27 protein-coding genes and 1 pseudogene are annotated in these 24,261 nt (G+C 44.6%); 18 read left to right on the top strand and 10 right to left on the bottom strand.

Going from position 1 to position 24,261, the window contains the following annotated elements:
* Window positions 1–95: 95 nt before the first annotated feature.
* The 5 genes from ureA (at window position 96) to ABZM97_RS18995 (ending at window position 3,733) form a co-directional block, all read left to right on the top strand.
* A complete protein-coding gene (ureA, locus tag ABZM97_RS19015; RefSeq protein WP_087992675.1) occupies window positions 96–413 on the top strand; it encodes an urease subunit gamma in 318 nt (105 codons plus the stop codon).
* Window positions 410–784 carry an urease subunit beta gene (ureB, locus tag ABZM97_RS19010; RefSeq protein WP_087992674.1) on the top strand — a complete coding sequence of 125 codons (375 nt, stop codon included), beginning with the start codon at window positions 410–412 and terminating at the stop codon, window positions 782–784. Before ureA ends, ureB begins: the two co-directional genes overlap by 4 nt.
* Window positions 781–2,490, top strand: a complete 1,710-nt coding sequence (gene ureC / locus ABZM97_RS19005) for an urease subunit alpha (RefSeq protein ID WP_087992673.1) — start codon at window positions 781–783, stop codon at window positions 2,488–2,490. The genes ureB and ureC overlap by 4 nt, the downstream gene beginning before the upstream one ends.
* A gap of 133 nt (window positions 2,491–2,623) precedes the next feature.
* Window positions 2,624–3,025, top strand: coding sequence for an Rrf2 family transcriptional regulator (locus ABZM97_RS19000; RefSeq protein WP_087992672.1), 402 nt, complete (start codon window positions 2,624–2,626; stop codon window positions 3,023–3,025).
* Between the two features lie 66 nt (window positions 3,026–3,091).
* Window positions 3,092–3,733, top strand: a complete 642-nt coding sequence (locus ABZM97_RS18995; protein ID WP_202327926.1) for an NAD(P)-dependent oxidoreductase — start codon at window positions 3,092–3,094, stop codon at window positions 3,731–3,733.
* A gap of 236 nt (window positions 3,734–3,969) precedes the next feature.
* Here ABZM97_RS18995 and ABZM97_RS18990 read toward each other — a convergent pair whose 3' ends face one another.
* Window positions 3,970–4,359, bottom strand: a complete 390-nt coding sequence (locus ABZM97_RS18990) for a DUF5362 family protein (protein ID WP_087992670.1) — start codon at window positions 4,357–4,359, stop codon at window positions 3,970–3,972.
* A 146-nt stretch (window positions 4,360–4,505) separates the two neighbouring features.
* On the opposite strand from ABZM97_RS18990, the gene ABZM97_RS18985 reads away from it, so the two are divergent.
* Window positions 4,506–5,279, top strand: coding sequence for a MerR family transcriptional regulator (locus tag ABZM97_RS18985; protein WP_087992669.1), 774 nt, complete (start codon window positions 4,506–4,508; stop codon window positions 5,277–5,279).
* Window positions 5,280–5,300: 21 nt separating this feature from the next.
* Here the strand turns inward: ABZM97_RS18985 and cls are convergent, their stop codons facing one another.
* A complete protein-coding gene (gene cls, locus ABZM97_RS18980; protein ID WP_087992668.1) occupies window positions 5,301–6,749 on the bottom strand; it encodes a cardiolipin synthase in 1,449 nt (482 codons plus the stop codon).
* A gap of 243 nt (window positions 6,750–6,992) precedes the next feature.
* Here cls and ABZM97_RS18975 point away from each other — a divergent pair, with 243 nt between their 5' ends.
* Window positions 6,993–7,427 carry a DUF5392 family protein gene (locus ABZM97_RS18975; RefSeq protein WP_087992667.1) on the top strand — a complete coding sequence of 145 codons (435 nt, stop codon included), beginning with the start codon at window positions 6,993–6,995 and terminating at the stop codon, window positions 7,425–7,427.
* 141 nt (window positions 7,428–7,568) lie between these two features.
* On the opposite strand, the gene ABZM97_RS18970 is transcribed toward ABZM97_RS18975, so the two are convergent.
* From ABZM97_RS18970 to ABZM97_RS18960, 3 genes are all read right to left on the bottom strand, one after another.
* Window positions 7,569–9,359: an N-acetylneuraminate synthase family protein gene (locus ABZM97_RS18970; RefSeq protein ID WP_087992666.1), complete on the bottom strand. Its 1,791-nt coding sequence runs from the start codon at window positions 9,357–9,359 to the stop codon at window positions 7,569–7,571.
* 253 nt (window positions 9,360–9,612) lie between these two features.
* Entirely contained in the window at window positions 9,613–10,131 is a 519-nt protein-coding gene (locus ABZM97_RS18965) for a DUF5362 family protein (protein ID WP_367387067.1), read from the bottom strand.
* The gene (locus tag ABZM97_RS18960; protein WP_202328230.1) at window positions 10,128–10,619 is read right to left on the bottom strand and encodes a GNAT family N-acetyltransferase; all 492 of its coding nucleotides are present in this window, start codon (window positions 10,617–10,619) and stop codon (window positions 10,128–10,130) included. Before ABZM97_RS18960 ends, ABZM97_RS18965 begins: the two co-directional genes overlap by 4 nt.
* Before the next feature lie 143 nt (window positions 10,620–10,762).
* On the opposite strand from ABZM97_RS18960, the gene spoIIQ reads away from it, so the two are divergent.
* Together spoIIQ and ABZM97_RS18950 are read left to right on the top strand one after the other, a co-directional pair.
* On the top strand, window positions 10,763–11,632 hold the full coding sequence (gene spoIIQ, locus ABZM97_RS18955) for a stage II sporulation protein spoIIQ (RefSeq protein WP_087992664.1): 870 nt from the start codon (window positions 10,763–10,765) through the stop codon (window positions 11,630–11,632).
* 110 nt (window positions 11,633–11,742) lie between these two features.
* On the top strand, window positions 11,743–12,165 hold the full coding sequence (locus tag ABZM97_RS18950; RefSeq protein WP_087992663.1) for a VanZ family protein: 423 nt from the start codon (window positions 11,743–11,745) through the stop codon (window positions 12,163–12,165).
* A 40-nt stretch (window positions 12,166–12,205) separates the two neighbouring features.
* Here ABZM97_RS18950 and ABZM97_RS18945 read toward each other — a convergent pair whose 3' ends face one another.
* The 3 genes from ABZM97_RS18945 to amtB form a co-directional block, all read right to left on the bottom strand.
* Window positions 12,206–12,787, bottom strand: coding sequence for an undecaprenyl-diphosphatase (locus tag ABZM97_RS18945; RefSeq protein ID WP_087992662.1), 582 nt, complete (start codon window positions 12,785–12,787; stop codon window positions 12,206–12,208).
* Window positions 12,788–12,962: 175 nt separating this feature from the next.
* Window positions 12,963–13,313: a P-II family nitrogen regulator gene (locus tag ABZM97_RS18940; protein ID WP_014665678.1), complete on the bottom strand. Its 351-nt coding sequence runs from the start codon at window positions 13,311–13,313 to the stop codon at window positions 12,963–12,965.
* A gap of 11 nt (window positions 13,314–13,324) precedes the next feature.
* Entirely contained in the window at window positions 13,325–14,539 is a 1,215-nt protein-coding gene (gene amtB / locus ABZM97_RS18935) for an ammonium transporter AmtB (protein WP_367387066.1), read from the bottom strand.
* Between the two features lie 285 nt (window positions 14,540–14,824).
* On the opposite strand from amtB, the gene ABZM97_RS18930 reads away from it, so the two are divergent.
* From ABZM97_RS18930 to ABZM97_RS18915, 4 genes and pseudogenes are all read left to right on the top strand, one after another.
* Window positions 14,825–15,286: a hypothetical protein gene (locus ABZM97_RS18930; protein ID WP_087992660.1), complete on the top strand. Its 462-nt coding sequence runs from the start codon at window positions 14,825–14,827 to the stop codon at window positions 15,284–15,286.
* 194 nt (window positions 15,287–15,480) lie between these two features.
* Window positions 15,481–15,732, top strand: a pseudogene (locus ABZM97_RS18925) (MFS transporter); the annotation flags it as partial.
* 198 nt (window positions 15,733–15,930) lie between these two features.
* A complete protein-coding gene (gene pucI, locus ABZM97_RS18920; RefSeq protein WP_087992659.1) occupies window positions 15,931–17,403 on the top strand; it encodes an allantoin permease in 1,473 nt (490 codons plus the stop codon).
* A 104-nt stretch (window positions 17,404–17,507) separates the two neighbouring features.
* Entirely contained in the window at window positions 17,508–18,914 is a 1,407-nt protein-coding gene (locus tag ABZM97_RS18915; protein ID WP_367387065.1) for a nitrous oxide reductase family maturation protein NosD, read from the top strand.
* A 94-nt stretch (window positions 18,915–19,008) separates the two neighbouring features.
* Here ABZM97_RS18915 and ABZM97_RS18910 read toward each other — a convergent pair whose 3' ends face one another.
* Both ABZM97_RS18910 and ABZM97_RS18905 read right to left on the bottom strand, forming a co-directional pair.
* Entirely contained in the window at window positions 19,009–20,196 is a 1,188-nt protein-coding gene (locus tag ABZM97_RS18910) for an MFS transporter (protein WP_087992657.1), read from the bottom strand.
* A 21-nt stretch (window positions 20,197–20,217) separates the two neighbouring features.
* Window positions 20,218–20,631 (bottom strand): MarR family winged helix-turn-helix transcriptional regulator, encoded by a 414-nt coding sequence (locus tag ABZM97_RS18905; protein WP_087992656.1) that lies wholly within the window; start codon window positions 20,629–20,631, stop codon window positions 20,218–20,220.
* Window positions 20,632–20,855: 224 nt separating this feature from the next.
* On the opposite strand from ABZM97_RS18905, the gene ABZM97_RS18900 reads away from it, so the two are divergent.
* The 5 genes from ABZM97_RS18900 (at window position 20,856) to flhP (ending at window position 24,258) form a co-directional block, all read left to right on the top strand.
* Window positions 20,856–20,966 carry a protein usd gene (locus ABZM97_RS18900; RefSeq protein ID WP_087992655.1) on the top strand — a complete coding sequence of 37 codons (111 nt, stop codon included), beginning with the start codon at window positions 20,856–20,858 and terminating at the stop codon, window positions 20,964–20,966.
* A 14-nt stretch (window positions 20,967–20,980) separates the two neighbouring features.
* A complete protein-coding gene (gene spoIIID, locus ABZM97_RS18895) occupies window positions 20,981–21,262 on the top strand; it encodes a sporulation transcriptional regulator SpoIIID (protein WP_019715977.1) in 282 nt (93 codons plus the stop codon).
* A 179-nt stretch (window positions 21,263–21,441) separates the two neighbouring features.
* Window positions 21,442–22,443 carry a cell shape-determining protein Mbl gene (gene mbl, locus ABZM97_RS18890; RefSeq protein ID WP_003221803.1) on the top strand — a complete coding sequence of 334 codons (1,002 nt, stop codon included), beginning with the start codon at window positions 21,442–21,444 and terminating at the stop codon, window positions 22,441–22,443.
* A 160-nt stretch (window positions 22,444–22,603) separates the two neighbouring features.
* Window positions 22,604–23,416 (top strand): flagellar hook-basal body complex protein FlhO, encoded by an 813-nt coding sequence (gene flhO, locus ABZM97_RS18885; protein WP_087992654.1) that lies wholly within the window; start codon window positions 22,604–22,606, stop codon window positions 23,414–23,416.
* A gap of 32 nt (window positions 23,417–23,448) precedes the next feature.
* Window positions 23,449–24,258 (top strand): flagellar hook-basal body complex protein FlhP, encoded by an 810-nt coding sequence (flhP, locus tag ABZM97_RS18880; RefSeq protein ID WP_087992653.1) that lies wholly within the window; start codon window positions 23,449–23,451, stop codon window positions 24,256–24,258.
* Window positions 24,259–24,261: the final 3 nt, after the last annotated feature.

Below are 24,261 nucleotides of genomic sequence, written 5' to 3'. Positions count from 1 at the left end.
TATGCTGAAGTAAGGGAGGTGATGTCCCGCCTGCATGTTCCGTAAATTCGTAGTAACCACATCTGCTTTATATGAAAAAAGAAGGAGGACTACAGATGAAACTGACACCGGTTGAACAAGAGAAATTGCTCATTTTTGCAGCGGGAGAACTAGCCAAACAGCGAAAGGAGCGCGGTGTTCTGCTGAATTATCCCGAGGCCGCCGCTTATATCACCTGCTTTATCATGGAAGGCGCACGTGACGGAAAGAGAGTGGCGGAGCTAATGGAAACCGGCCGCCATGTGTTAACGGAAAAAGACGTGATGGAGGGTGTGCCTGAGATGCTCGACAGCATTCAGGTGGAAGCCACATTCCCTGACGGAGTAAAGCTTGTCACCGTACACCAGCCGATTTCTGCGGAGGTGACGTCATGAAGCCGGGAACATTTCAAATTGCTGAGGGAACGATTACGATTAACGAAGGCCGCCAGACACGGGAGGTAACGGTGAAAAACACCGGATCACGCTCCATTCAAGTCGGCTCGCATTTTCATTTTGCGGAAGCCAATCGTGCATTATCATTTGATCGTGAACAAACCATCGGCATGCGTATCGACATTCCGTCAGGCACATCGGTCCGTTTTGAGCCAGGTGAGGAGAAAACCGTCACGCTTGTTGAATTCAGCGGACGAAAAACAGTACGGGGACTGAACGGAATGGCCGATACATATATCGATGGACGCGGCAAAGAAAAGACGTTAGCCAACTTAAAACAAGCCGGCTGGATGGAGGGTGTAATCCGATGAAGATGTCACGGGAGCAATATGCGGAGCTGTTTGGCCCGACAACGGGCGATAAAATCAGATTGGGCGATACGGATTTATGGATCGAGGTTGAACAGGATTTCACAGTATACGGTGAAGAAATGGTCTTTGGCGGCGGAAAAACGATCCGTGACGGCATGGGTCAAAACGGCAGAATCACAGGGAAAGACGGCGCTTTGGATTTGGTCATTACCAACGTCGTGCTCTTGGATTACTCAGGCATTGTTAAAGCGGATGTCGGTGTTAAGGACGGACGGATTGTCGGCGTCGGAAAAAGCGGAAACCCTGATATCATGGATGGAGTCGATCCGCATATGGTCATTGGCGCGGGTACAGAGGTGATTTCCGGTGAAGGTAAAATCTTAACAGCCGGAGGAGTGGATACGCACATTCATTTTATTTGCCCTCAGCAGATGGAAGTTGCGCTTTCTTCAGGTGTGACGACCCTTTTGGGAGGCGGGACAGGACCCGCTACAGGAAGCAAAGCGACAACATGTACGTCTGGCGCGTGGTATATGGCAAGGATGCTGGAAGCGGCCGAGGCGTTTCCGATCAATGTCGGCTTCTTAGGAAAAGGGAATGCATCCGATAAAGCGCCGCTGGTCGAACAGGTGGAAGCAGGCGCCATCGGCCTTAAGCTTCATGAAGACTGGGGCACGACGCCAAGCGCCATCAAAACGTGTATGGAAGTTGTGGATGAGGCTGATATTCAAGTCGCCATCCATACCGATACGATTAACGAAGCGGGCTTCCTGGAAAACACGCTCGACGCGATCGGGGACCGGGTCATTCATACCTATCACATTGAAGGAGCAGGCGGCGGCCACGCTCCGGATATTATGAAACTCGCCTCTTACGCAAACATTCTGCCGTCATCCACAACGCCAACCATTCCTTATACTGTTAATACGATGGAGGAGCATCTTGACATGATGATGGTCTGCCACCATTTAGATGCGAAAGTGCCTGAAGATGTGGCATTCAGCCATTCCAGAATCAGGGCTGCGACCATTGCGGCAGAGGATATTCTCCATGATATCGGCGCGATCAGCATGACATCATCGGATTCCCAAGCAATGGGGCGGGTCGGTGAAGTGATCATCCGAACGTGGCAGGTAGCCGACAAAATGAAAAAACAGCGCGGCGCTCTTGCTGGCGAAAACGGAAACGACAATGTGCGAGCAAAACGCTACATTGCCAAATACACGATTAATCCGGCAATTACTCACGGGCTCAGCCATGAAGTCGGCTCGGTGGAAAAAGGGAAGCTTGCTGATCTCGTTTTGTGGGACCCGGTATTTTTCGGCGTTAAGCCGGAACTTGTCTTAAAGGGCGGCATGATTGCACGTGCGCAAATGGGAGATCCGAACGCGTCCATTCCGACGCCTGAGCCGGTATTTATGCGCCAAATGTATGCGTCATACGGAAAAGCCAACCGTTCAACATCCATTACATTTATGTCTCAGGCAAGCATTGAGCGGGGTGTGGCGGAAAGTTTAGGGCTGGAAAAAAGAATTTCTCCTGTCAAAAATATCAGAAAGCTGAGCAAGCTGGATATGAAATTGAACTCAGCTTTGCCGAAGATCGAAGTTGATCCAAAAACCTATCAGGTCTTTGCTGACGGAGAGGAACTGTCTTGCCAGCCTGTCGATTATGTTCCGCTTGGACAAAGATATTTCTTATTCTGACAAGACACGGCCGGGGTGCATCCGGCCGTTCTATTGACTAAAAACGGTGCACACGAACCCCGTAATTAGTGTATATTAGATGTTGACAAACGAATCAAATGTAACTATTATAGTTACAACGGTGGTGAAAAACATGATTAACAGCCGTCTTGCTGTTGCCATTCATATTTTATCCCTCATTTCGATGGATGAAAAAGAGTCTTCAGAAATCATCGCTGGCAGCGTCAACACCAATCCGGTTGTCGTGCGAAGAATGATCAGCCTGCTGAAAAAAGCGGATATTCTCACATCACGCGCCGGGGTGCCGGGTGCAAGACTCAAAAAAGATCCGGCTGATATTTCTCTTTTAGAAGTATATCGGGCTGTCCAAAAGCAAGATGAACTCTTTGCGGTTCATGAAAACCCGAATCCGAACTGTCCGGTAGGGAAAAAAATTCAGAACGCACTGGATGAAACTTTTGAAAGTGTGCAAAAAGCGATGGAGAATGAACTGGCAAGCAAGTCATTAAAAGATGTTATGAATCATCTCTTTTAATCAAAAGGGATGACTTCTCACCGCCAACATGTAACTAAAATTGTTACAATAGGGAGGGCATGAAAAATGAAAATTGGAATTATCGGTGCAAGCGGAAAAGCAGGGAACGAGATTTTGAAAGAAGCGAAAACAAGAGGGCATGAAGTAACTGCCATCGTTCGAAACGCTTCAAAAGTGAAGGAACAGGATATAGCGATTTTGGAGAAAGATGTGTTTGAACTGACTGCAGAAGACATCAAGCCTTTCGATGCGGTCGTCAACGCTTTTGGAGCTGCGGCTGGTGAGGAACATCTTCATGTTGAGGCAGGCAGAAAACTAATCAGCATCTTAAAGGACGCGAAAAACATAAGATTGCTTGTCGTTGGCGGAGCAGGAAGCCTGTTTGTTGATGAAGCGAAAAAAACCCGTTTAATGGATACACCGGAATTCCCGAAAGAATATGTGCCGACTGCATCAAACCAAGGGGAGAACCTGAAAGATTTGCAGCAGACAGACTCCGTTTCATGGACGTTCCTCAGCCCTGCGGCATTTTTTGATCCGGCAGGAAAACGGACGGGTTCTTATCAAAAAGGAAAAGACAATGTCATCGTTAACGCGAAAGGCGATAGCTATATCAGCTATGCGGATTATGCCATTGCTGCAGTGGATGAGCTTGAACATCCTGCACACAAAAATGAACGCTTTACAGTGGTAAGCGAAGCGGAATAATAATAAAAAACCCGGAGCTTCCTCCGGGTTTCAGCGTGTCGACAAACCCTTGCATTCGTTGTCAAGCCTGTGCGTTGGTGCTCACGAATTAGGACATTCGCTCCGCTCCAATGCTCGCCTTTCCTAGACTTCAAGGGTTTTCAACCACGCTGAAAAGATGACAAAAACCTAAAACTAAACCGTTTTAGGTTTTTGTCAACAATCTGAAACCCGGAGCTTCCTCCGGGTTTTTCTGATTAATAAGTGCTGTACGTATCATAATCGCTGAAAAGGCCGTCAGCAATCCCAAGCATTAAGAAGACGAAGAAGGCGATAATCGCAAGAATAGATACAGCAATGCTTACGATTAAATAAATCCCTTGCATCTTCACAAACTTAGCGTAATTCTCCAGCATTAAGTCTTCAGACTGTCCGCTGTTGTGGTCAGCCATTTGTCCTGCTTCTTTAGCTGACCGCATCAAAAAGATTCCAGCAATAATTTGCAGTACGCCTGGCACGGCACCGATTAGAAAAAAGAACGCGCCTGAAAGCGCGGTAAGAGCGCCCATAATAATAAATAAAATGCCTGTTGCTTTCCCCCATTTCGAAATGCTAACGAGGGTTTTGTTCATTGTTTCAGGATTCATGTACACTGGCTCCCCTTTACAAAAAAAATACTCACTTTTCTTTTATACACTATTTGTGAGAAGTTTTGTATATCAAAATTAACAATTTTGGGGTTGACCCTGACGCTGCGTGATTGTTTACGATAAAAGACGAGGAGGCGGCAAATATGAAATATCAGGTCAAACAAGTGGCGGATATAGCGGACGTCAGCATTCGGACTCTTCATCACTATGACGATATTCAGCTTCTTAATCCTTCAACGGTTACTGACGCGGGATACCGTTTATACAGTGATTCAGATCTAGAAAGACTGCAGCAGATTTTATTTTTTAAGGAAATAGGTTTTCGTTTGGATGATATTAAAAAGTTGCTGGATCATCCGAATTTTGACCGGAAAGAAGCGCTTCAATCGCAAAAGGATATGTTGATGAAGAAAAAACAAAGAATGGAAGAGATGATTCAAACGATTGACAGGACGATTCAGTCCATTGAGGGAGGAGAACAAATGAATAAGCGGGATTTATTTGCCGGATTAAGCATAAAAGACATTGAAGAGCACCAGCAGACATACGCTGATGAAGTCAGAAAGCTCTATGGAAAGGAAATCGCGGAAGAAACAGAGAAGAAGACATCCGCATACTCGGCAGACGATTGGCGTACGATCATGGCTGACTTTGATTCGATTTACAGGAGAATCGCGGCGCGAATGGAGCACGGTCCCGATGATGCAGAGGTTCAGGCCGCTGTGGGAGCATTTCGCGACCATATTTGTCAATATCATTACGATTGCACGCTAGACATTTTCAGAGGGCTTGGAGAAGTGTATATCACTGACGAACGATTTACCGATTCGATCAACCAATATGGAGATGGCCTTGCCGCTTTTTTGCGGGAAGCGATGATCATCTACTGTGACTATCAGGAAAAACCCCGGCCGTAAAAGCCGGGGTTTTGGCGCATCTTATAAAATCGGCGACAACAGCCGCGAGATGGATTCTTTCATTCGAATCCATAAGGGGCGCTGCAGGTATTCTTCATAGGTGTATTTTCTGGATACGAGCAAATCTTCTTTAAATGTAGAAACCAGTTTTTTCGCAATGGAGATATCGTAAATAAATGCATTAACCTCAAAATTCAGCCTGAAGCTTCGAACGTCGATATTCGCTGTCCCGACTGATGCAATTTCGTCATCCACTACGATGGTTTTCGCGTGGATAAAGCCGTTATCATATATATAGACAGTGGCCCCGGCTTTCAACAGATCGCCGATGTACGAAAGTGTCGCCCAGTATACAAAGGCATGATCAGGCTTGTTCGGGATCATGATGTTGACATCAATGCCTGACAGGCACGCGATCCTTAAAGCATCGAGCAAGCTTGCGTCAGGGATAAAATAAGGCGTCTGAATTAAAATAGAACGCTTGGCATTCGAAATCATTTTAATGTAGCCGTTTTTAATTTGTTCCCATTCGGAATCCGGGCCGCTTGTGACAATCTGCATCCCGACGTTGCCTTTTGGGCCGTGATCAGGAAAGTGATTCGGAATATATGTCAGCGTATGGCGATGGGAAGCCTGATTCCAGTCAAGGATGAAACGTGTCTGGATGGCGTGCACGGCGGTTCCTTGCAGCCGAATATGCGTATCACGCCAATAGCCGAATTTCGGATTAAGCCCGAGGTACTCATCTCCGACGTTAAATCCTCCGACATAACCGATCACTCCGTCTACGATGACAAGCTTTCGGTGGTTCCGATAATTCAGCCGCAAGTTAATCGGCCTGAGTTTTGAAGGGAAAAAGACCTCCACATGCCCGCCGGCTTCGCGGAGCTCTTTAAAAAACTTTTTTCTCAGTGTTCTGGACCCGAGTTCATCATATAGCACCCTGACCTGAACGCCTTCTTTCGCTTTTTGGATGAGAGCGTCCCGTAATTTTTTTCCTAATTCATCACCTTTATAAATATAATATTGTAAGTGGATATGATCCTTAGCCTTTGAGATGTCATGCAGCAGCCGCTGAAACTTATCCCGGCCGTCTGTAATCACGTCAACTGAATTATCCTCTGTAAACACAGCATGATTATTCATAATAAGCATATAAATTAAATCTTTATTATCAAATGTTGCCCGGTTGTTGAACTGAAATTGCCTGGTTTCTAAGTCTTCAAGCTGATGCTTCAGCAGCTTTTCGATTCCGATCTTTTTTCGGTCCTCCCATTGAAACAATTGCTTGCGCCTGAGATTATGGCCGAATAATAAGTATAAAATAAAGCCTAAAACGGGAATAAAGAAAAGAACAAGCAGCCAAGCCCAAGATGCGCTGGCATCGCGCCGTTCTTTGAAAATGACAATGATGGCCAAAAGAATATTCAAAATGAAAAAAAGTGATAAAAGGATGGAAGAAATACTCAATTTGTAACCCCGCTCATTCAATATTTATCAAGAAGATTGCCATTAGTATTCCATGATTAACAGCGATCTGATTCCCATTACAAATTATAACACTCCCATTTTAAAAGAATAAAGAGCGGCGCTCCAGATTCTTCGCCGAAAAGTCGGGCAGATTTCTTTAAAACCAGCTTGCACCTGCGTTAAAATAACACATATGATAACGTTCGTGAAGCTTTGCAACATCAAATAAAGGGGGAGGATTACATGAACTTTTACAGAGTCGAACAAATGCCGGGGTTCATTAAAACAGAAATGCAAAAAATTCAAAAGGCCGTACAGCCATTTATGAAGAAAACCGTCATTTACCGTTTTCTTGCTTTTCCGCTTGCAGCATTCTCTCTCTTTAATTTGGTCGCTTTTCTATTTCACGCTTCAGCAGACAGGGAGTCCTTGATCAGCGCAGGAATATTCGCCCTTCTGGCGGCGCTTGGATTGGCATTTTTCAAAGAAGCAGGCTACCAGCATAAACAGGTCCAAAAAACGGTTCGCATCTATATGCTGAACAGGATCAAAAAGAGCGACATCCTTTCAGAAGAGCGGAAAGACTCCTATACGCGCCAGATTAAGGAAGAACCGTTTGCGATGCGGAGTTTTGTGGAATTTTTGACTGAGGAAGACAGACGCAAGAAATTGTATTAAATAAGAACTGCACCCGGAATGTTAGGATTTTCCTGACAATCGGGTGTTTTTTTAGACACTAGGGATGATGTGGACAATCGAAATTAAAATGCACGCTTTCGGAATGATTCCGAACTCATGCACAGTTTTTTTGGCGAGATGTTATTTGTTTTCTGATGGCAACAGCGTTGCTTTGTTGATTTCTTCTACTAGAGATGTCTGATCGATCCATTTGGTCGACACATCTTGATTTATTTTTGAAACGTGCCGGTTTTCTGATAAATAATCCCTTATTCGGCTGAAATAGAGCGGTTCGTGTTTGACATCCAAGTTTCGATATATTTGTTCAAACAACTCTAAGTCTTTAGGTTCATCAAGTGTTAAACGCCAAGATGGATAATCGAGTTCTTCTGGCAGGCTGACTTGATTGATGTAAAATAGAGAAGGGTTGTTTAAAAAATAAAAAGAAAGGTATTCTGTATGGGTTAATGGTTTTGGCTGCTGCACAAGCCGCTGAAGGGCTTCAACAGTAATGACATTACAGGATATTCCTGCTGAACTTGAGATTTCCTGAGTATAATCTGCTCCTTTTTGCAAGTGCCGGTCAATTAAATATTGAAGCACTTCAGGTGAAACTGCCGGGCAATCACCTGTCACCCGGATAATAATATCGGCTTTTGTTAACGCTGCGGCTTCAAGCATTCTTTCTGCCACATTTTCGGGGGAGTCTCTCACGATTCTGACCTTTCCGTTTAGAGTAAAAGCTTCAAGCGGATCGTCTTCTGGAAGATTTGACGTTGCCAGCACAACTTCATGAACAGAAGGGACAGCCAGACAATTGATTAAACAGCGCTCAACAGATGGAATACCGTAAATCGGGAGCAGCGCTTTTTTCGGCAAACGAGTCGATTTTAGCCGGCATATCACTGCAATCGCAATTCTTGGACTTTTTATTTCGTTGGGTGTAATTGGCTGGTTTAACGATAAATCAGCAGTTACTACTTGAGGAAATGCGTCTTCGGCTTGTAAAGGCATTAATGCATTCTCATTTCCGCATCTTTTGTAGCTCGTTTTATCCAGTGTAATGATTTCTCCTTTTTTTATATCCTGGTTGGCTGTTGTACGTAATGATGAATCATACAAATACTTTCTTTCGGATTCATTTACTTCAGGTGAGCCAGCTGCAATTTGGGCCTGCTGGAGCTTTTCCGTCATTACTTTGAATTCGTTCAGCTCTAGTGAAGAATAATAATCAAACCCTTTAGCTGCCCGATTTAGGGTAATATGTTTTTCGATAACAGCTGCCCCTGAGAAAAATGCATAGACAGGAAGGTCGGCTGCAAGCGGATGATCTGCGTCGATGTGATCCGCAAATCCTATTTGAACCTTGTATCTTTTTTGTAGATGTTGTATCCGTTTTAGGTTAATATCCTCTAATTTTGTCGGATACCCTTGAAATCCGTGCATGAGAATGAGCTGATTTGCCATATGTTGTTTTACAAGCGACATCATCTGATCGATCTCTTCTTCGTACCATCCCCCAACTCCAATGAGTACAGGCTTCTCGGTCATACCGATCGTTTTCATGATTTCCGTGGATTGAAGGATGGTTGTTGGAAGCTTTATGCCATCAATGTCATGCTGCAGGTGCAAAAAGAGCTCTGCCCCCCATGAATCGAAAATATCCACCCAAATTTCTAATCCATGTCTTTTTCCATAAGCGACACAATTTTTCCATACATCTTCATTCAAAAACAGCTCAATATACGACTCATAAGCAAAAAAACACGGTGTTGCAATACGGTCATACTTGAACCACTGAAATTTCACACCATCTGCTCCGCTTTCTGCGGCAACCTTGATCAGTGCTTTGAGGTTCTCCTCTTTTCCTTGATGGGCGTTTGCAATTTCAGCAATGACTTTTACTTTTTCCGAAATGCTGTTGCTTTCCAAATGCCCCACTCCTTTATTTTTATTGGGACAATCCTGCTGTGATGTGGCAGGTGCCACTTTTGAAAGTTGTTTTCTACCAAGTCGTTTTATTAGATTGTATGCTTCCATAAGAACTTGGTGTTTGCACCTGCCTGCTTTTATAGGCACATATCCGTCAAATTGAGGTAAATGATGAAAAATAGACAAATAAAAAAGGGCACGGTTCCGTTTTATCTGGAACTCATGCCCGGTACTGTCTCTTCATTTGATGCTTTTATTCAAACACCGGATCATCCTCATAGTAATAAGAATCCGTATCTTCATACGTATCGGTGCTTTCATAAGCGGCAATGCCGATAATCACCAGTATGAAAATGACCATAACGATCCCGATCAGGCCCGAAATAATACTGGATGCAGCGTAGAACAACTGCATTTTTATAAACTTTCCGTAATTCTCAAGCATGCTTTCACCAGCGCTGCCGGCAAGATTTCCTTCGGCTTCCGCGGCTGCTTTTGCTGAACGCATCAGAAAGACGCCTGAAATAATGAGCAGCACGCCCGGAATCGCGCCGATCACTGTCATCAAAGCAGACAGAGTGACCAGCGATCCCATAATGATCAGTAAAATGCCTGACATTTTGCCCCACTTGGCAATGTCTGATAGCGACTTGACAGCAGCGGCGCTCAGCTGGCGGTTCTCACTTTCCTCAGCCGCAAGCTCCTGTTCGGCGGCATCATTTCCTTCATTATGATTTTCAATCTCGTTTTCATCTTTATCCAGACTAATCATGATAGCTCTCTCCCTAGAATTTTTAAATCGTATCTTTTGCCGTCCATTTCGGCGATGCCGGGGAACAATCCCCATTCTGCAAACCCATGCTTTTCAAACAGCTTCAGGCTTGGTTTATTATGTCCGAAAATGAAGGCCATAAGTGAGCGGATGCCAAGTTCCGGCGCAATGCGAAGCGCTTCCTGGAGCAAATACGATCCGACGCCTTTGCCGCGGCATGCTTCGTCAATGTATATGCTGACCTCCGCTGTTTTATTATAGGCGGGCCTTCCGTAAAATGTTTCAAAGCTGATCCAGGCGGCAACGTTCCCGCTTCCGTCTTCGGCAACATAGAGCGGCCGTGACTCTGTATGTCGCATAAACCACTCCATCCGGTCTTCAAGTGTTACCGGTTCAGTATCGGCTGTTACCATTCGCGAAGCAATCGTTGAATTATAAATCGCGACAACAGCCTCCAGATCTTTATGTTCAGCAAGACGCAATGTCATGTCCATACGTATTTGGCACTCCTCTCAAAAAAAATCACATATTTTCGTATCAGCCTGCGCAAACTACATTTAAAAAAAGTTTTTTTGTATAGGTGTATATATTTTCAGAAAAGTGTTCAGAATGTTGCTGAGGTGATGAAACAATGAGAGAGGAAGAAAAGAAAACTTCTCAAGTCAAAAAACTTCAGCAGTTTTTTCGTAAACGCTGGGTGTTCCCTGCAATTTACTTAGTCAGTGCGGCCGTCATTTTAACAGCTGTCCTTTGGTATCAATCTGTATCAAATGATGAAGTAAAGGATCAGTTGGCTGATAACGGCGGAAACTCCGCATATGACAACAACGACGATGCAGTTGAAGTAGGAAAGTCAATGGAAAATGTCGCTATGCCGGTTATTGATTCTGAAAACGTATCTGTTGTGAAAAAGTTCTATGAAACCGATGCCGCAAAAGAAGAGAAAGAAGCAGCACTCGTTACCTATAATAACACGTACAGCCTAAGCAAAGGAATTGACTTAGCTGAGAAAGACGGAAAAGATTTCGATGTTTCTGCTTCTCTGAGTGGTACGGTTGTCAAAGCTGAAAAAGATCCAGTGCTGGGATACGTGATTGAAGTTGAACATGCAGACGGCTTATCAACTGTGTATCAATCTCTTTCTGAAGTAAGTGTTGAGCAAGGTGACAAGGTAAAACAAAACCAAGTGATTGGAAAGTCTGGCAAGAACCTTTACAGTGAAGACAGCGGAAACCACGTGCATTTTGAAATCCGTAAAGACGGAGTCGCAATGAACCCGCTGAACTTTATGGACAAGCCGGTTTCTTCTATTGAAAAAGCTGCAGCAGCTGAAGAAAAAGCTGCCGCTGAAACAGAAGAATCCATTCAGCAATCTTCCGAGAAAAAGGACGGATCAACTGATAAAGGAACAGAAGAAAAATCCGGTGAAAAAACGGATGATTCAACTGACAAATCTGGTTCTAAAGAAAGCAGCACAACAGAAGACACTGAGCAGTCTTAATGAAGAAAACGTCTATCCGTGTGATGGGCGTTTTTTTCTGTTACTTTTTGCTTTGTTTCACCGTCTATGTCGTTACACATTGACATGTACGCTATAAAGGAGGTTATGTCATGAACCGTCTATTACTTGGAGGCTGGACCCTTTTTATTCTCCTTTCTGTCTGTACGGAAAGCTTCAGCGGTATGGTCGTATCTCAAACGGTAGCTTTTCATTTTCAGCCGCATCCCGATCTGTCTCAATTCTTAGTGATGGATTTTGCTGAGCTTGCTGTACCTGAAGCGTTTATTCAAAAAATCGGGCACGCGTTTTCCTTCTTTGTCATGACCTATTTGCTGTGGAAACAGCGGGGCAGCATAAAAGCAGCTGCAGCCGGCTCTTTCGCGTTTGCGTTTTTCACAGAAGTTCTTCAGCTCTTCTTCAGCAGGAACGGATGTATTCGGGATGTGCTCATTGATACTGTTGGAATTGTATTGTTTTGTGGTTTATATGTGTTGGCGAAGCGGAGAAAACATGAGATGTATGAAAAATATTAAAGCCGGCTGTCTTGGATTCAGACGCCGGCTTTTATCGTGTTTAGAAATTTTGATCGGTTGGTTTTTTCGTCAGCTTATTAATGATGGCTTCATAGATTCTTACAATCAAATCGACGAATGGGCGAAGCAGATCTGAAAACCTAAAGAATAGGAACCCGATAATGATAGAGACAACGAGGCTGCCCAATACATCTGCCGGATAGTGATGCCCTACCCAAATTCTCGAAAAGCCTGTCAAAAGCCCGAAAATGACAAGCGGCCAGCCGATTTTGCGGTTTCTGAAAAGCATCGCAATAGAAATCGCTAACGCGCCTGTCGTGTGGTCACTCGGAAATGATGCATCCGCATCATGCGGAATCAGCGTATGCACTGTGTGCGCGACAAATGGGCGCGGTTCGAAATGAACTTGCGAAATCAAATAGTTGATGATAAGACCCGCAATTCCTGTAAGGCCTGCGTAAAGCACATTTTTTCTGCTTTGCGTGTTCCCGAACACCCAGATTGCCAGCAGGATAAGGGCGTAAGCGACAATAGCATATTCCGTTATGAAGACCATAATGGAATCGAGAACCGAATTGTGATGAGATAGTCCATGGATGGCTTTAAATAGTTCGTAATTCAAATAATCACCTTTTGCATTTTTAATAGTAGACTCATTATACTCGTAAAAAGTTTCAAATCAAAAAAAGTTTGCCGGAAAGCGTGATGCTTGAAGAGGATTCGAAGGGGAGACAGTCTTTCTGGGGGGATTCTATGTGCAAAAAAGAGATCCGGAATTCCGAATCTCTTCACAACGATTACAGTGCTTCAGGTCCTTCCTCGCCGGTGCGGATGTTGATCGTATTGCTGATTTCATAGACAAATATTTTTCCGTCGCCGGGTGATCCCGTTTTCAGGACCCTTTTAGCGATCTCAGTCACTTGATCAACAGGAACCTTGCTGACCACGATCTCAATTTTTAAACGCTCATATACATTGCTTTCTATTTTGACCCCTCGATAGAGCTCCGTATGTGCTTTTTGAAGACCGCAGCCGTGAACATTAGAGAAGGTCAGAGAGGTCACTCCGATTTTTCCGAGTTCCTGCTTCAGCTTTTCGAAATTTGCCGGACGCGTTACAATTTCCACCTTGAACATTTGACCGCTCATAGCGTCACTCCTCACATAGTATCTTGATATGCTTTTTCCCCGTGCATCGTTAAGTCAAGCCCAAGTGACTCTTCTTCTTCGGTTGCGCGAAGGGGAAGGAAGAGGCCTACAATTTTAATAATAACGAAAGTGATAATGAATACAAAAACATAAGTGGCGGCGATGGCTACAATTTGTTTCCAGATTAAGCTGGCATCACCGTAGAATAATCCGTCCGCACCCGCCGAGTTAACAGAGGTAGTCGCGAATAATCCTGTTGCGATTCCGCCCCATGTGCCGCCGATGCCGTGCAGGCCAAAGGCGTCAAGTGCGTCATCGTATCCGAATTTCTTTTTGAGCGAGAAAACGCCCCAGAAACAAACCGCTCCGCCAATAATGCCGATCAAAATGGATGCAAATGGTGTGACAAATCCAGCTGCCGGTGTAATCGCCACAAGCCCGGCGATTGCGCCGGATACCGCTCCGAGCATCGTCGGTTTCTTGTTAATGATCCATTCTACTAAAATCCAGCCGGCAATCCCGGCAGCTGCGGCAGTGTTTGTGTTGATGAAGGCGTACATGGCCACGCCATCTAAGGTCAGGGCGCTGCCGACGTTAAAACCGAACCAGCCGAACCAAATCAAAGCCCCGCCTAAGAAGGTGTAAATGAGATTGTGCGGAGAAGGCGCTGTGCCTTCTTTCCGTTTTCCGAGCACAATAGCGAGAACAAGGCCTGCCACACCGGAGGAAATATGAACAACGTTGCCGCCGGCGAAATCGAGCGCGCCAAGCTGGCCGATCCAGCCGCCGCCCCATACCCAGTGCGCAACCGGCGTGTAAACTAAGGAAACCCATAAAACAGAGAATAAAAGAAAAGCGCCGAATCGCATCCGCTCTGCGAAAGCGCCGGAAATAATGGCTGTTGTCAGAACAGCGAACGTCATTTGGAACATCATAAATAATGAATGTGGAATGGTATCACTGTAATCTCCCGGGTCAAATCCAACCCCTTTCAGACCGGCCCACTCCAGTCCGCCAATGATTGAATTGCCTGGTGCGAAGGCGAGTGTATATCCGAACAGCACCCAAACGATGGAAACGATGGCAATGGAAGAGAAACTGTGCATAGCGGTGCTCAGCACATTTTTGCTTTTTACCATTCCTCCATAAAATAACGCTAATCCCGGGGTCATCAGCCACACGAGTAAAGCGCAAAAGAACATAAAAACTGTATCGCCCATTTGCATGTCTCATTCCTCCGTATTTTTCAGAATAAAAGAATTATTATATTTCCTCATTATAGAGAAAAAAGAATGATAAAACATTTTCATGTAAGATTTCCTTACATGATTTTTTAGGGAATGATATCGAGGGTGTAAAGAATGGGAAATGGCATTTTTTACGATTATAAGACTTTGTATCTATAAAAGATGCTGTCTATATGAGCGGAAAAGGGAATTGACAATAATTAGAATGTTTTATAGTGTATTAATTGTACTAACTTGATTAATACACTAAGAGGAGGGTTCGTTATGAACAAAGGCGGCAGGCTCAGGAGAGCGATAAGTAAATCGATTCCAGCGACGTTCCGATTGTTTTTAGCCTTTAATTTTTTCGTATACGGCCTGGCGAAAGTAGTGATCGGCCAGTTTGGTGAGGTAACGCCTGAAATCGAGGCAGCTGCTGGGAAAGGGTTTACTATTGCGTGGACATTTTTCGGGTATTCTCATGTTTATGAACTGTTCATAGGTTTCGGTGAAATCATTGCAGCTGTTTTATTGCTGATCCCGCGAACAGCTGCGTTAGGGGCGGTTGTATTTATGCCGATTATTATGAACATCGCCTTGATTAACTATTGTTTTGACATTGGCGTGCAGGATCTTAGCACGATATTAATGGTGATGTGTCTCGTCCTGCTTTGGGTGGACCGCAGTAAATTCATGGGCATTTTCAGGCAGGAACCGTTAAACGGCGGGCAGGTGATGAAGCGATGACACCCTTTATGATGACAGTGCTTGCCGGTCTATTCGTATGCACGACCTGCTACTTTTACATAAAAGAAAAATCATGAGAAAAACGTTCCTTCTGGGTATTTCACAAGCATCTTATTGGGCATATGTTCCCCGAAAGATCAGAAAACAGAGGTAGAACTCAAAACGATTATCCAGCAGCTCGACATTCTGGGAATTTGGGTATAGGCTGCGGACTTGGAAGTGTCGCGCTTCAAGCGGCAATGCTGGAAACAAGTCCTTCCAACATGGCGGGGGCGACTTCAGGGCTGTTTCAAACCTGCCGTTATTTAGAGTCGACTTTGTCTTCGGTGATCCTTGGTCTTCTTTTTTGGAAAAAATTTACGGCAGCCCATTTTGATAGGATGGGCATCATCATGATCATTGCGAGCGGAGCGAGCCTGTTTATAGCTGAGGGATTTGCGCCATGAATGAAAACTGCATCGTGAGAAAAGAGACAGGCGCTGTGGCTGTCTCTTTTTCTTGTTTAAGCTGTTCAAATAGAAACAGGAAAATTGTATATCATAGCCAATGTTATTGTCTGACTTTTCAGTTATATTAAGTGACATCGAATGTCAGAAAACTGCACATGTAACGAAAAACAGACAATATTGAAAGGGGAGCCGGCTATGACATTAGAAGAGAGCCAGCATCAATCCAACAGACTGAGCAATGAAGATCTGTTGCCTTTAGGACAGGAAAAACGAACGTGGAAAGCAATGAACTTTGCCTCCATTTGGATGGGATGTATACATAATATACCGACCTACGCGACGGTGGGCGGATTAATTGCGATCGGCCTCTCGCCTTGGCAGGTGCTGGCAATCATTATTACGGCATCGCTTATCTTGTTTGGCGCTTTGGCTTTAAACGGTCATGCGGGGACAAAATATGGGCTGCCGTTTCCGGTGATCATCCGGGCTTCTTATGGAATATACGGCGCGAATATTCCGGCGCTTCTAAGGGCGTTTACAGCGATCATGTGGCTCGGCATTCAGACCTTTGCTGGAAGCACGGCGCTGAACATTTTGCTTTTAAATATGTGGCCGGGCTGGGGAGAAATTGGCGGCGGGTGGAACCTTCTCGGCATTCACTTGTCTGGTTTGCTTTCATTTGTATTCTTTTGGACCATTCATTTACTCGTATTGCACCACGGCATGGAATCGATTAAACGCTTTGAGGTATGGGCTGGTCCTTTAGTGTATCTGGTATTTGGCGGCATGGTATGGTGGGCCGTTGATATTGCCGGAGGATTGGGGCCAATCTATTCCCAGCCGGGAAAGTTCCATACGTTTTCAGAAACGTTCTGGCCGTTTGCTGCCGGGGTTACCGGCATTATCGGCATCTGGGCGACATTGATCTTAAATATACCTGATTTCACACGATTTGCTGAAACGCAAAAAGAGCAAATCAAAGGGCAATTTTACGGTTTGCCGGGAACCTTCGCGCTGTTTGCGTTTGCCAGTATTACAGTGACCTCCGGTTCACAGGTTGCTTTCGGTGAGCCGATTTGGGACGTTGTCGATATTTTGGCGAGATTTGATAACCCATACATTATTGTATTGTCCGTGATTACGCTCTGCATCGCCACGATCTCTGTAAACGTCGCCGCGAACATCGTATCGCCGGCTTATGATATAGCGAATGCCCTGCCGAAATATATTAATTTCAAACGCGGCAGTTTTATCACTGCGTTGCTCGCTTTATTTACGGTTCCGTGGAAGCTGATGGAGAGCGCGACAAGCGTATATGCGTTTCTCGGCTTAATAGGCGGCATGCTTGGTCCGGTGGCTGGCGTGATGATGGCTGATTACTTTATCATTCGCAAACGGGAGCTCTCGGTAGATGACCTGTATTCTGAAACAGGGCGTTATGTGTATTTTAAAGGCTACAATTACCGTGCGTTTGCAGCCACGATTTTGGGTGCACTGATCTCACTGATTGGTATGTATGTTCCTGTATTGAAGAGCTTATACGATATTTCCTGGTTTGTAGGTGTGCTGATTTCATTTCTTTTCTATATTGTTCTGATGCGTGTTCACCCGCCGGCTTCGTCGACGATTGAGACGTTTGAATCTGGGCAGGTTCGTCGGGCTGAATAAGATCTATCTCACGGTATATTTTCATATTTTTGAAATGGTTTTCCATAAATAGAACATTTATAATGGTTTTAGAAATCTATTCTAAAACGAAATGGGAATCGAATATGAGAAAATGGTATTTTATTCTTTTGGCAGGTGTGTTAACGTCCGTCATCCTTGCCTTTGTTTTAGATAAGACAAAAGCGAATGGGGAGGAGCAAGGGAACTGCATCTATGTTTCGCCAAATGGCAGTGATCAAAATGAAGGAACAAAAGACAAGCCGTTTCGTACACTGGCACATGCTTCCGAGGAGGCTGCCGCCGGCACAACCGTGATGATTCGGGGAGGCACGTATCATGAAACCCTTGAGGTAAAGCACAGCGGTACAGATGGAAAACCGATCACGTTCCGAAACTATGAAAATGAAAAAGTCGTGATCAGCGGAGAATCCATTGCGGACGCAGAATATGAAACACCGCTCATTCATATTCACGATAAACATGACATTGCCATCAGCGGTTTAACGATTCAAGATCTTTCTGTTTCATCTGAGGAAGCAACTGCTATGGGGATTTATGTATCGGGCTCCAGCGGTCATATTGCGATTCAGAACAATCATGTCCGGGACATTAAGACAACAGCGGATGAAGGAAATGCCCACGGAATCGCAGTCTATGGGACTGGCAGCATGAAAGACATTCAAATCGAGGACAATACTGTAGAGAATCTGACGCTTGGAGCGAGTGAAGCGGTTGTGCTGAACGGAAATATTGACGGCTTCACCGTTGCGGGCAATGTGGTCCGCAACAATAACAACATCGGGATCGACCTTATCGGGTATGAGGGAACCGCGGCGAAAAACGATTACGTGCGAAACGGAGTCGTAGAAAACAATACGGTTTATCAAAACTCAACTTACAGAAATCCTGCTTATGGAGATGATTACTCAGCGGGCGGGATATATGTCGATGGGGGGCACAGTATCGAGATTAAGAAAAACACAGTTTACCATAATGATATTGGGATTGAAGCAACGTCTGAACACAAAGGGAAATACGCAACCGCTATTCAGATAACAGACAACAAAGTGTACAACAATGCGTATACCGGTATTTCAATCGGAGGGTATGACAAAAAGCGGGGCGGCACCAGCAATTCTCTGATTGCCCGCAACATGATGTACCGGAATGACACAAAGGGGCTGTATGGCGGCCAGCTGCTGCTGCAGTACGACACAAAAAACAACACAATCGAAAAGAATATATTGACGGCCAGCGATTCAAGATTATTTATCGGAAACGATTTTACGGCAAATGAAGGCAATACGGTCAATCATAACGTGTACCATAAGGAAACGGATCAAGACGGTATATGGATGTGGAAAAAGAATGAATACGATTCGTTTGCAGCGTATCGAAAAGCGACAAATAACGATCAGCAATCCATTTATGCCGATCCGATGTATCGTAATGAAGAGTCCTATGACTTTACGTTAGATCCTGATTCACCTGCGCGGCCGGTCATTGAATAACATACAAACATCGGCGTCCTCTTCCATTCAACGGAGCAGGACGCCGATTTTTATATGCAAAAAAAGACTGCCGGATTTTTCGGCAGTCTCAGAGTTATTCCGCAATAGACACTTTCCCTTCAGCCTCAGCAGGTTTCTGGCTCCACGCGTAGAGAAGCAGAGCAATCAGAACGAACAGCCCCGCTGATAAATAAATGGCAGAGAAGCCGGCGGACGCTACAAACAATCCGAACACATACGAACCTACAGCAATTCCGCTGTCAAAGAAGGTAAAGAACGTTGCCGTCGCAAAACCAGAGCGGTGAGCCGGAGATTTCTGGATCGCCAATGTTTGCATGCAAGGAACAATTGAACCGTATCCGAGACCGATAACCGCTCCTGAAAGCAGAAGCATCATGCCGCTATGTGTAAAGGACAGCATGCAGAGCCCTACTGAGAAAATCATGATTGATGGATAAATGACAATGCCCGGTCCGACTTTGTCGAACAATTTCCCTGTGAACGGGCGTGCAATCATCATTGTCACCGCGAAGCAAACAAAGAAATATCCGCTGACATTCGAAAGATCAACTGATTTGGCGAATACAGACAAATACGCTGTGACAGTTGAATAACAGAAAGAAATAAATAAACCGACCGTCGCGATCTTAAGTGCGCCTTTTTCGAACATATCCGCGAAGGAAAAACGGAATACAGTCGTGCCGCTGTCTTGGTTTTGAGGCACCTTTATCAAGAACGAAACAAGCAAGCCTGCAACCATAAACAGCGCAAAGGCTGTAAAGAATACAGAAAAGTTTACGACCTTCATCAAGTTCAGCCCAAGGAAAGGCCCGATTGCCATGGCGAGGTTCATAGACATGGCAAAGTATCCAAGCCCTTCACCGCGGCGTTTGGCCGGGATAATGTCGGCTGCGATTGCACCTGTAACAGTCGTTAAAATGCTGAACCAAATCCCTTGGAAGAAACGCAATCCGAGCAGCAGGTAAAAGTTATGAATCGGCATATACAGAAAAGACGAAAGGGCGAATAACGCCATAGAGACGATCGCCATTCTTTTCTTCCCGAAACGCTCAACAATGGCTCCGGAGAAAGGCCGTGTAATGATCGCAGACAGAAGGAACAGGCTGATTAAAAGCCCGCCCTGTGATTCTGTGCCGCCAAGCTCTTGAATCGTATAAATCGGCAAGACAGTTAAAAATGTATAAAAGAACACAAACACAAATAAATTGACAAGCAGGACCATAATAAAATCCTTGGTCCATATCGCATCCGCTTTTTTCAAATGTATGTCACTTCCTTATTTTCATTGTTGTAAAAACATGCGAAATAAATGAGAAAAAGCTTCCTTATCTTCATCCGGGAAATCCGCAAGCAGCTCTTCCTCGAATTTCAGCATTTTCACATTGATTTCTTCGTATTTTTTCTCAGCTGCTTTTGTGAGGACAACAAGTTTCTCCCGTTTGTCTTCACCTTGCCGTCTCTGTACCCAGCCGTTTTCTTCCAGGCGTTTGATCGTCCGTGTCACAGTCGGCGCTTCCACATTTAAATAGGACCAAATCTCTTTTTGAGTCATTGGTCCGATCGTACGCAAACAATATAAAACTGACCATTGAGAGGAATAAAGGCCGAATGGCTCCAGCTGTTCATTGGCTTTCTTGGCAATCAGGCGGGCGCTTTGGTTGATTTGATGAATGAGGTGTCTGTTGACGTAGGTCATTTTGGTCTCCTTCTAAAAAACTTACCTAAGTAACTAATCGCTTTTTTAATTCTACAGGAGCGGAGAAGGGATGTAAAGGTAAAAATGTAGTGACACGAAATAGTTTGCTGAAGCTGAAAAAGTTTGTTTCACCCCTTGTCCTTATTGAGTTTTTAGCATATTCCCAAAAGAATGCTAATACACTGTTACAAACCTAACAAAGAGAGTGTTTGAGGTGAGGGATCGTGGGCATATTTCATAAACTTACTTTTAAAACCATACAACGAAGAAGCGGCATACTGAACGACTCTTTACAGAATACGGATCTCATTTCACACTTCTCACATCCATTTTAGGGAGGTCGAGTGGTGTGCACGATTACATCAAAGAGCGAACAATCAAGATAGGAAAGTACATCGTGGAGACAAAGAAAACCGTTCGTGTCATTGCGAAGGAATTTGGTGTTTCCAAAAGTACAGTACACAAGGATTTAACAGAGCGTCTGCCTGAAATTAATCCTGACTTGGCAAACGAAGTGAAAGAAATACTCGATTATCATAAATCCATCAGGCATTTAAGAGGAGGAGAAGCGACAAAACTGAAATATAAAAAAGACGATATTCTCGAAGGAGAACCTGTTCAGCAATCGTAATCACCTGCTGTCATCAGCCAGCAGTGTCTTCCCTGAAATCGTTCATAAAACATCCGCAAAAATTTGTAAAGAACTTAATGTGCTTCCAACTTTTTTTCTATATTTTATGATAATATATATAATTAGGGCACAATGTGGATATTTACTGTGAAACAGATTTTCAAGGAGGATATAAATAGATGTTTGCAAGGGATATTGGTATTGACCTCGGTACTGCAAATGTACTGATCCATGTTAAAGGTAAAGGAATTGTTTTGAATGAACCTTCCGTAGTTGCACTTGATAAAAACAGCGGCAAAGTGCTGGCGGTTGGCGAAGAGGCAAGACGAATGGTTGGACGTACACCTGGGAATATTGTTGCGATTCGCCCGCTGAAAGACGGAGTTATCGCTGATTTTGAAGTAACAGAAGCAATGCTCAAGCATTTTATCAACAAGCTGAATGTAAAAGGCCTGTTCTCAAAACCGCGCATGCTCATTTGCTGCCCGACGAATATCACATCCGTTGAGCAGAAAGCAATCAAAGAAGCTGCAGAAAAAAGCGGCGGTAAACATGTGTACCTTGAAGAAGAACCTAAAGTTGCCGCTATCGGCGCGGGTATGGAAATATTCCAGCCAAGCGGTAACATGGTTGTAGACATCGGAGGCGGGACGACGGATATCGCGGTTATTTCAATGGGCGATATTGTCACCTCCTCTTCTATTAAAATGGCTGGGGACAAGTTTGACATGGAAATCTTAAATTACATCAAACGCGAGTACAAGCTGCTGATCGGCGAACGTACTGCGGAAGATATTAAGGTTAAAGTCGCAACGGTTTTCCCAGACGCACGTCACGAGGAAATTTCCATTCGCGGGCGGGACATGGTTTCCGGTCTTCCAAGAACAATTACAGTAAACAGTAAAGAAGTTGAAGAAGCCCTTCGTGAATCTGTCGCTGTTATTGTGCAGGCTGCGAAACAAGTGCTTGAAAGAACACCGCCTGAACTTTCCGCTGATATTATTGACCGCGGTGTTATCATTACCGGCGGAGGCGCGCTCTTAAACGGCCTTGACCAGCTGCTTGCAGAAGAGCTGAAGGTACCGGTCCTCGTCGCTGAAAATCCTATGGATTGCGTAGCCATCGGCACAGGTGTCATGCTTGATAATATGGACAAGCTTCCTAAACGCAAACTAAGCTGATTTCACAAACCTCATTCTGAAAAAGAATGAGGTTTTTTTATGGAAAAGCCTTCACGAATGGATGATAAATGACGATAATAGGATAAAATACTGATTTTTATTATAGAACGAACGTTCCTATATGACAACTGGAAAATATGCCATTTTAGAGGTGGGAAATTTGTTAAAAGGATTATATACAGCAACATCCGCAATGATTGCCCAGCAGCGCAGAACGGAAATGCTTTCAAATAATATCGCAAACGCCAATACATCAGGATATAAAGCAGAACAAGGCTCCATGCGCGCCTTTCCTGAAATGCTGCTCAGCAGAATAGAATCAAAATCTCCGGCCGGAACATCGAAGACAGAAATCGGTTCTGTGAATACCGGTGTGTATATGCAGGAACTTAAGCCTCTTTTCACACAGGGAAGCCTTAAGTCCACAGATCAGCCTACAGACATCACATTGGTCGAAAATCAAGTGCCGGTTCATGCGGAAACCAATGAAAACGCGGCCCTTTTTTATCCGGTTCAGACAGCGGACGGAATCCGTTATTCAAAAAGCAGCACATTTTCACTAAATGAGAATAATCAGCTGACGATCAATGGAAATCCTATTTTATCAACGGATGGCCAGCCAATCACTGTTGATAATGAGAATTTCACTGTGTCTGAAAACGGTACTGTGACAACGAACGGGCGGACAGCCGGCCAGATTGATGTCAGAATGGCGGAGAATGTCCGCGATCTGAAACGGGACGGAAATGATTTGTACAGCACGGCGGACGGCAATGATCTGCCAAGCGCAGCTGGAAATAACCAGGTATCCTATTCATTAAACCAAGGCGTCTCTGAGCTTTCAAACGTGGATGTGACAAGCGCCTATACAGAAATGACTGAAGCGTACAGATCGTTTGAGGCCAATCAGAAGGTGATTCAGGCTTACGATAAAAGTATGGATAAAGCAGCCAATGAAATCGGAAAAATCTAAGATAACGGAAGAAAAAGCGGGGGACATCAACTATGCTCAGGTCAATGCTAACGGCATCAACAACCTTAAACCAGCTGCAGCAGCAAATTGACACAATCAGCAGCAACCTTTCAAACAGCAACACAACCGGCTATAAGGCAAAAGATACGAATTTTTCTGAGCTTGTCAGACAGCAATTCGATCAGGTTGATGAAAAAAATGAGGACGTGGCAAAAGCCCGAAAAACACCGCCCGGCTTGCGCCTTGGCGTTGGGGCGATGATGAATTCACGCCTTGTGTCTGATCAGGGAAGCATTCAGAAGACGGATCGCGACCTCGATATCGCGTTTACGTCTCCATACCAATATCTTCAGGTGAACGTAAATGGAAACCGCCAGTACACGAGGGATGGAGCACTGTATGTAACGCCTTCAGCTGCGAATGCCAACCAGCTTCAGCTCGTAACTGGAAATGGGCATCCGGTGCTTGATGAAAACGGCAATACAGTGAACATCGACAGCTCAATGAAAAATATCATCATCAATGAAACCGGCACCTTAACCGCATCTGACGGAAACGCGGTCCAGCGGTTTAATCTCGGAGTTGTCCAAGTGAATAACCCTCAAGAGCTGAAATCGGAAGGGAATAACCTTTTCTCTATTGATAATGCGGCAGCTTTTGAAGAGCTGAATGGCGCTAATAGACAGGACATCGGCATGCAGCAGGGTTCGCTTGAGATGTCCAATGTTGATATTTCAGAACAAATGACAGATTTGATCACGTCCCAGCGTTCCTATCAGCTGAACAGCAGAACGATTACAATGGGAGATCAAATGCTCGGTTTAATTAATTCAGTCAGATAATAA

Origin of the sequence: Bacillus vallismortis, from assembly GCF_040784915.1 — a bacterium.
Classification (GTDB): Bacteria; Bacillota; Bacilli; order Bacillales; family Bacillaceae; genus Bacillus; species Bacillus subtilis_G.
Note: the sequence above shows the minus strand (reverse complement) of the source record. Positions and strands in the feature narration are given on the sequence as shown.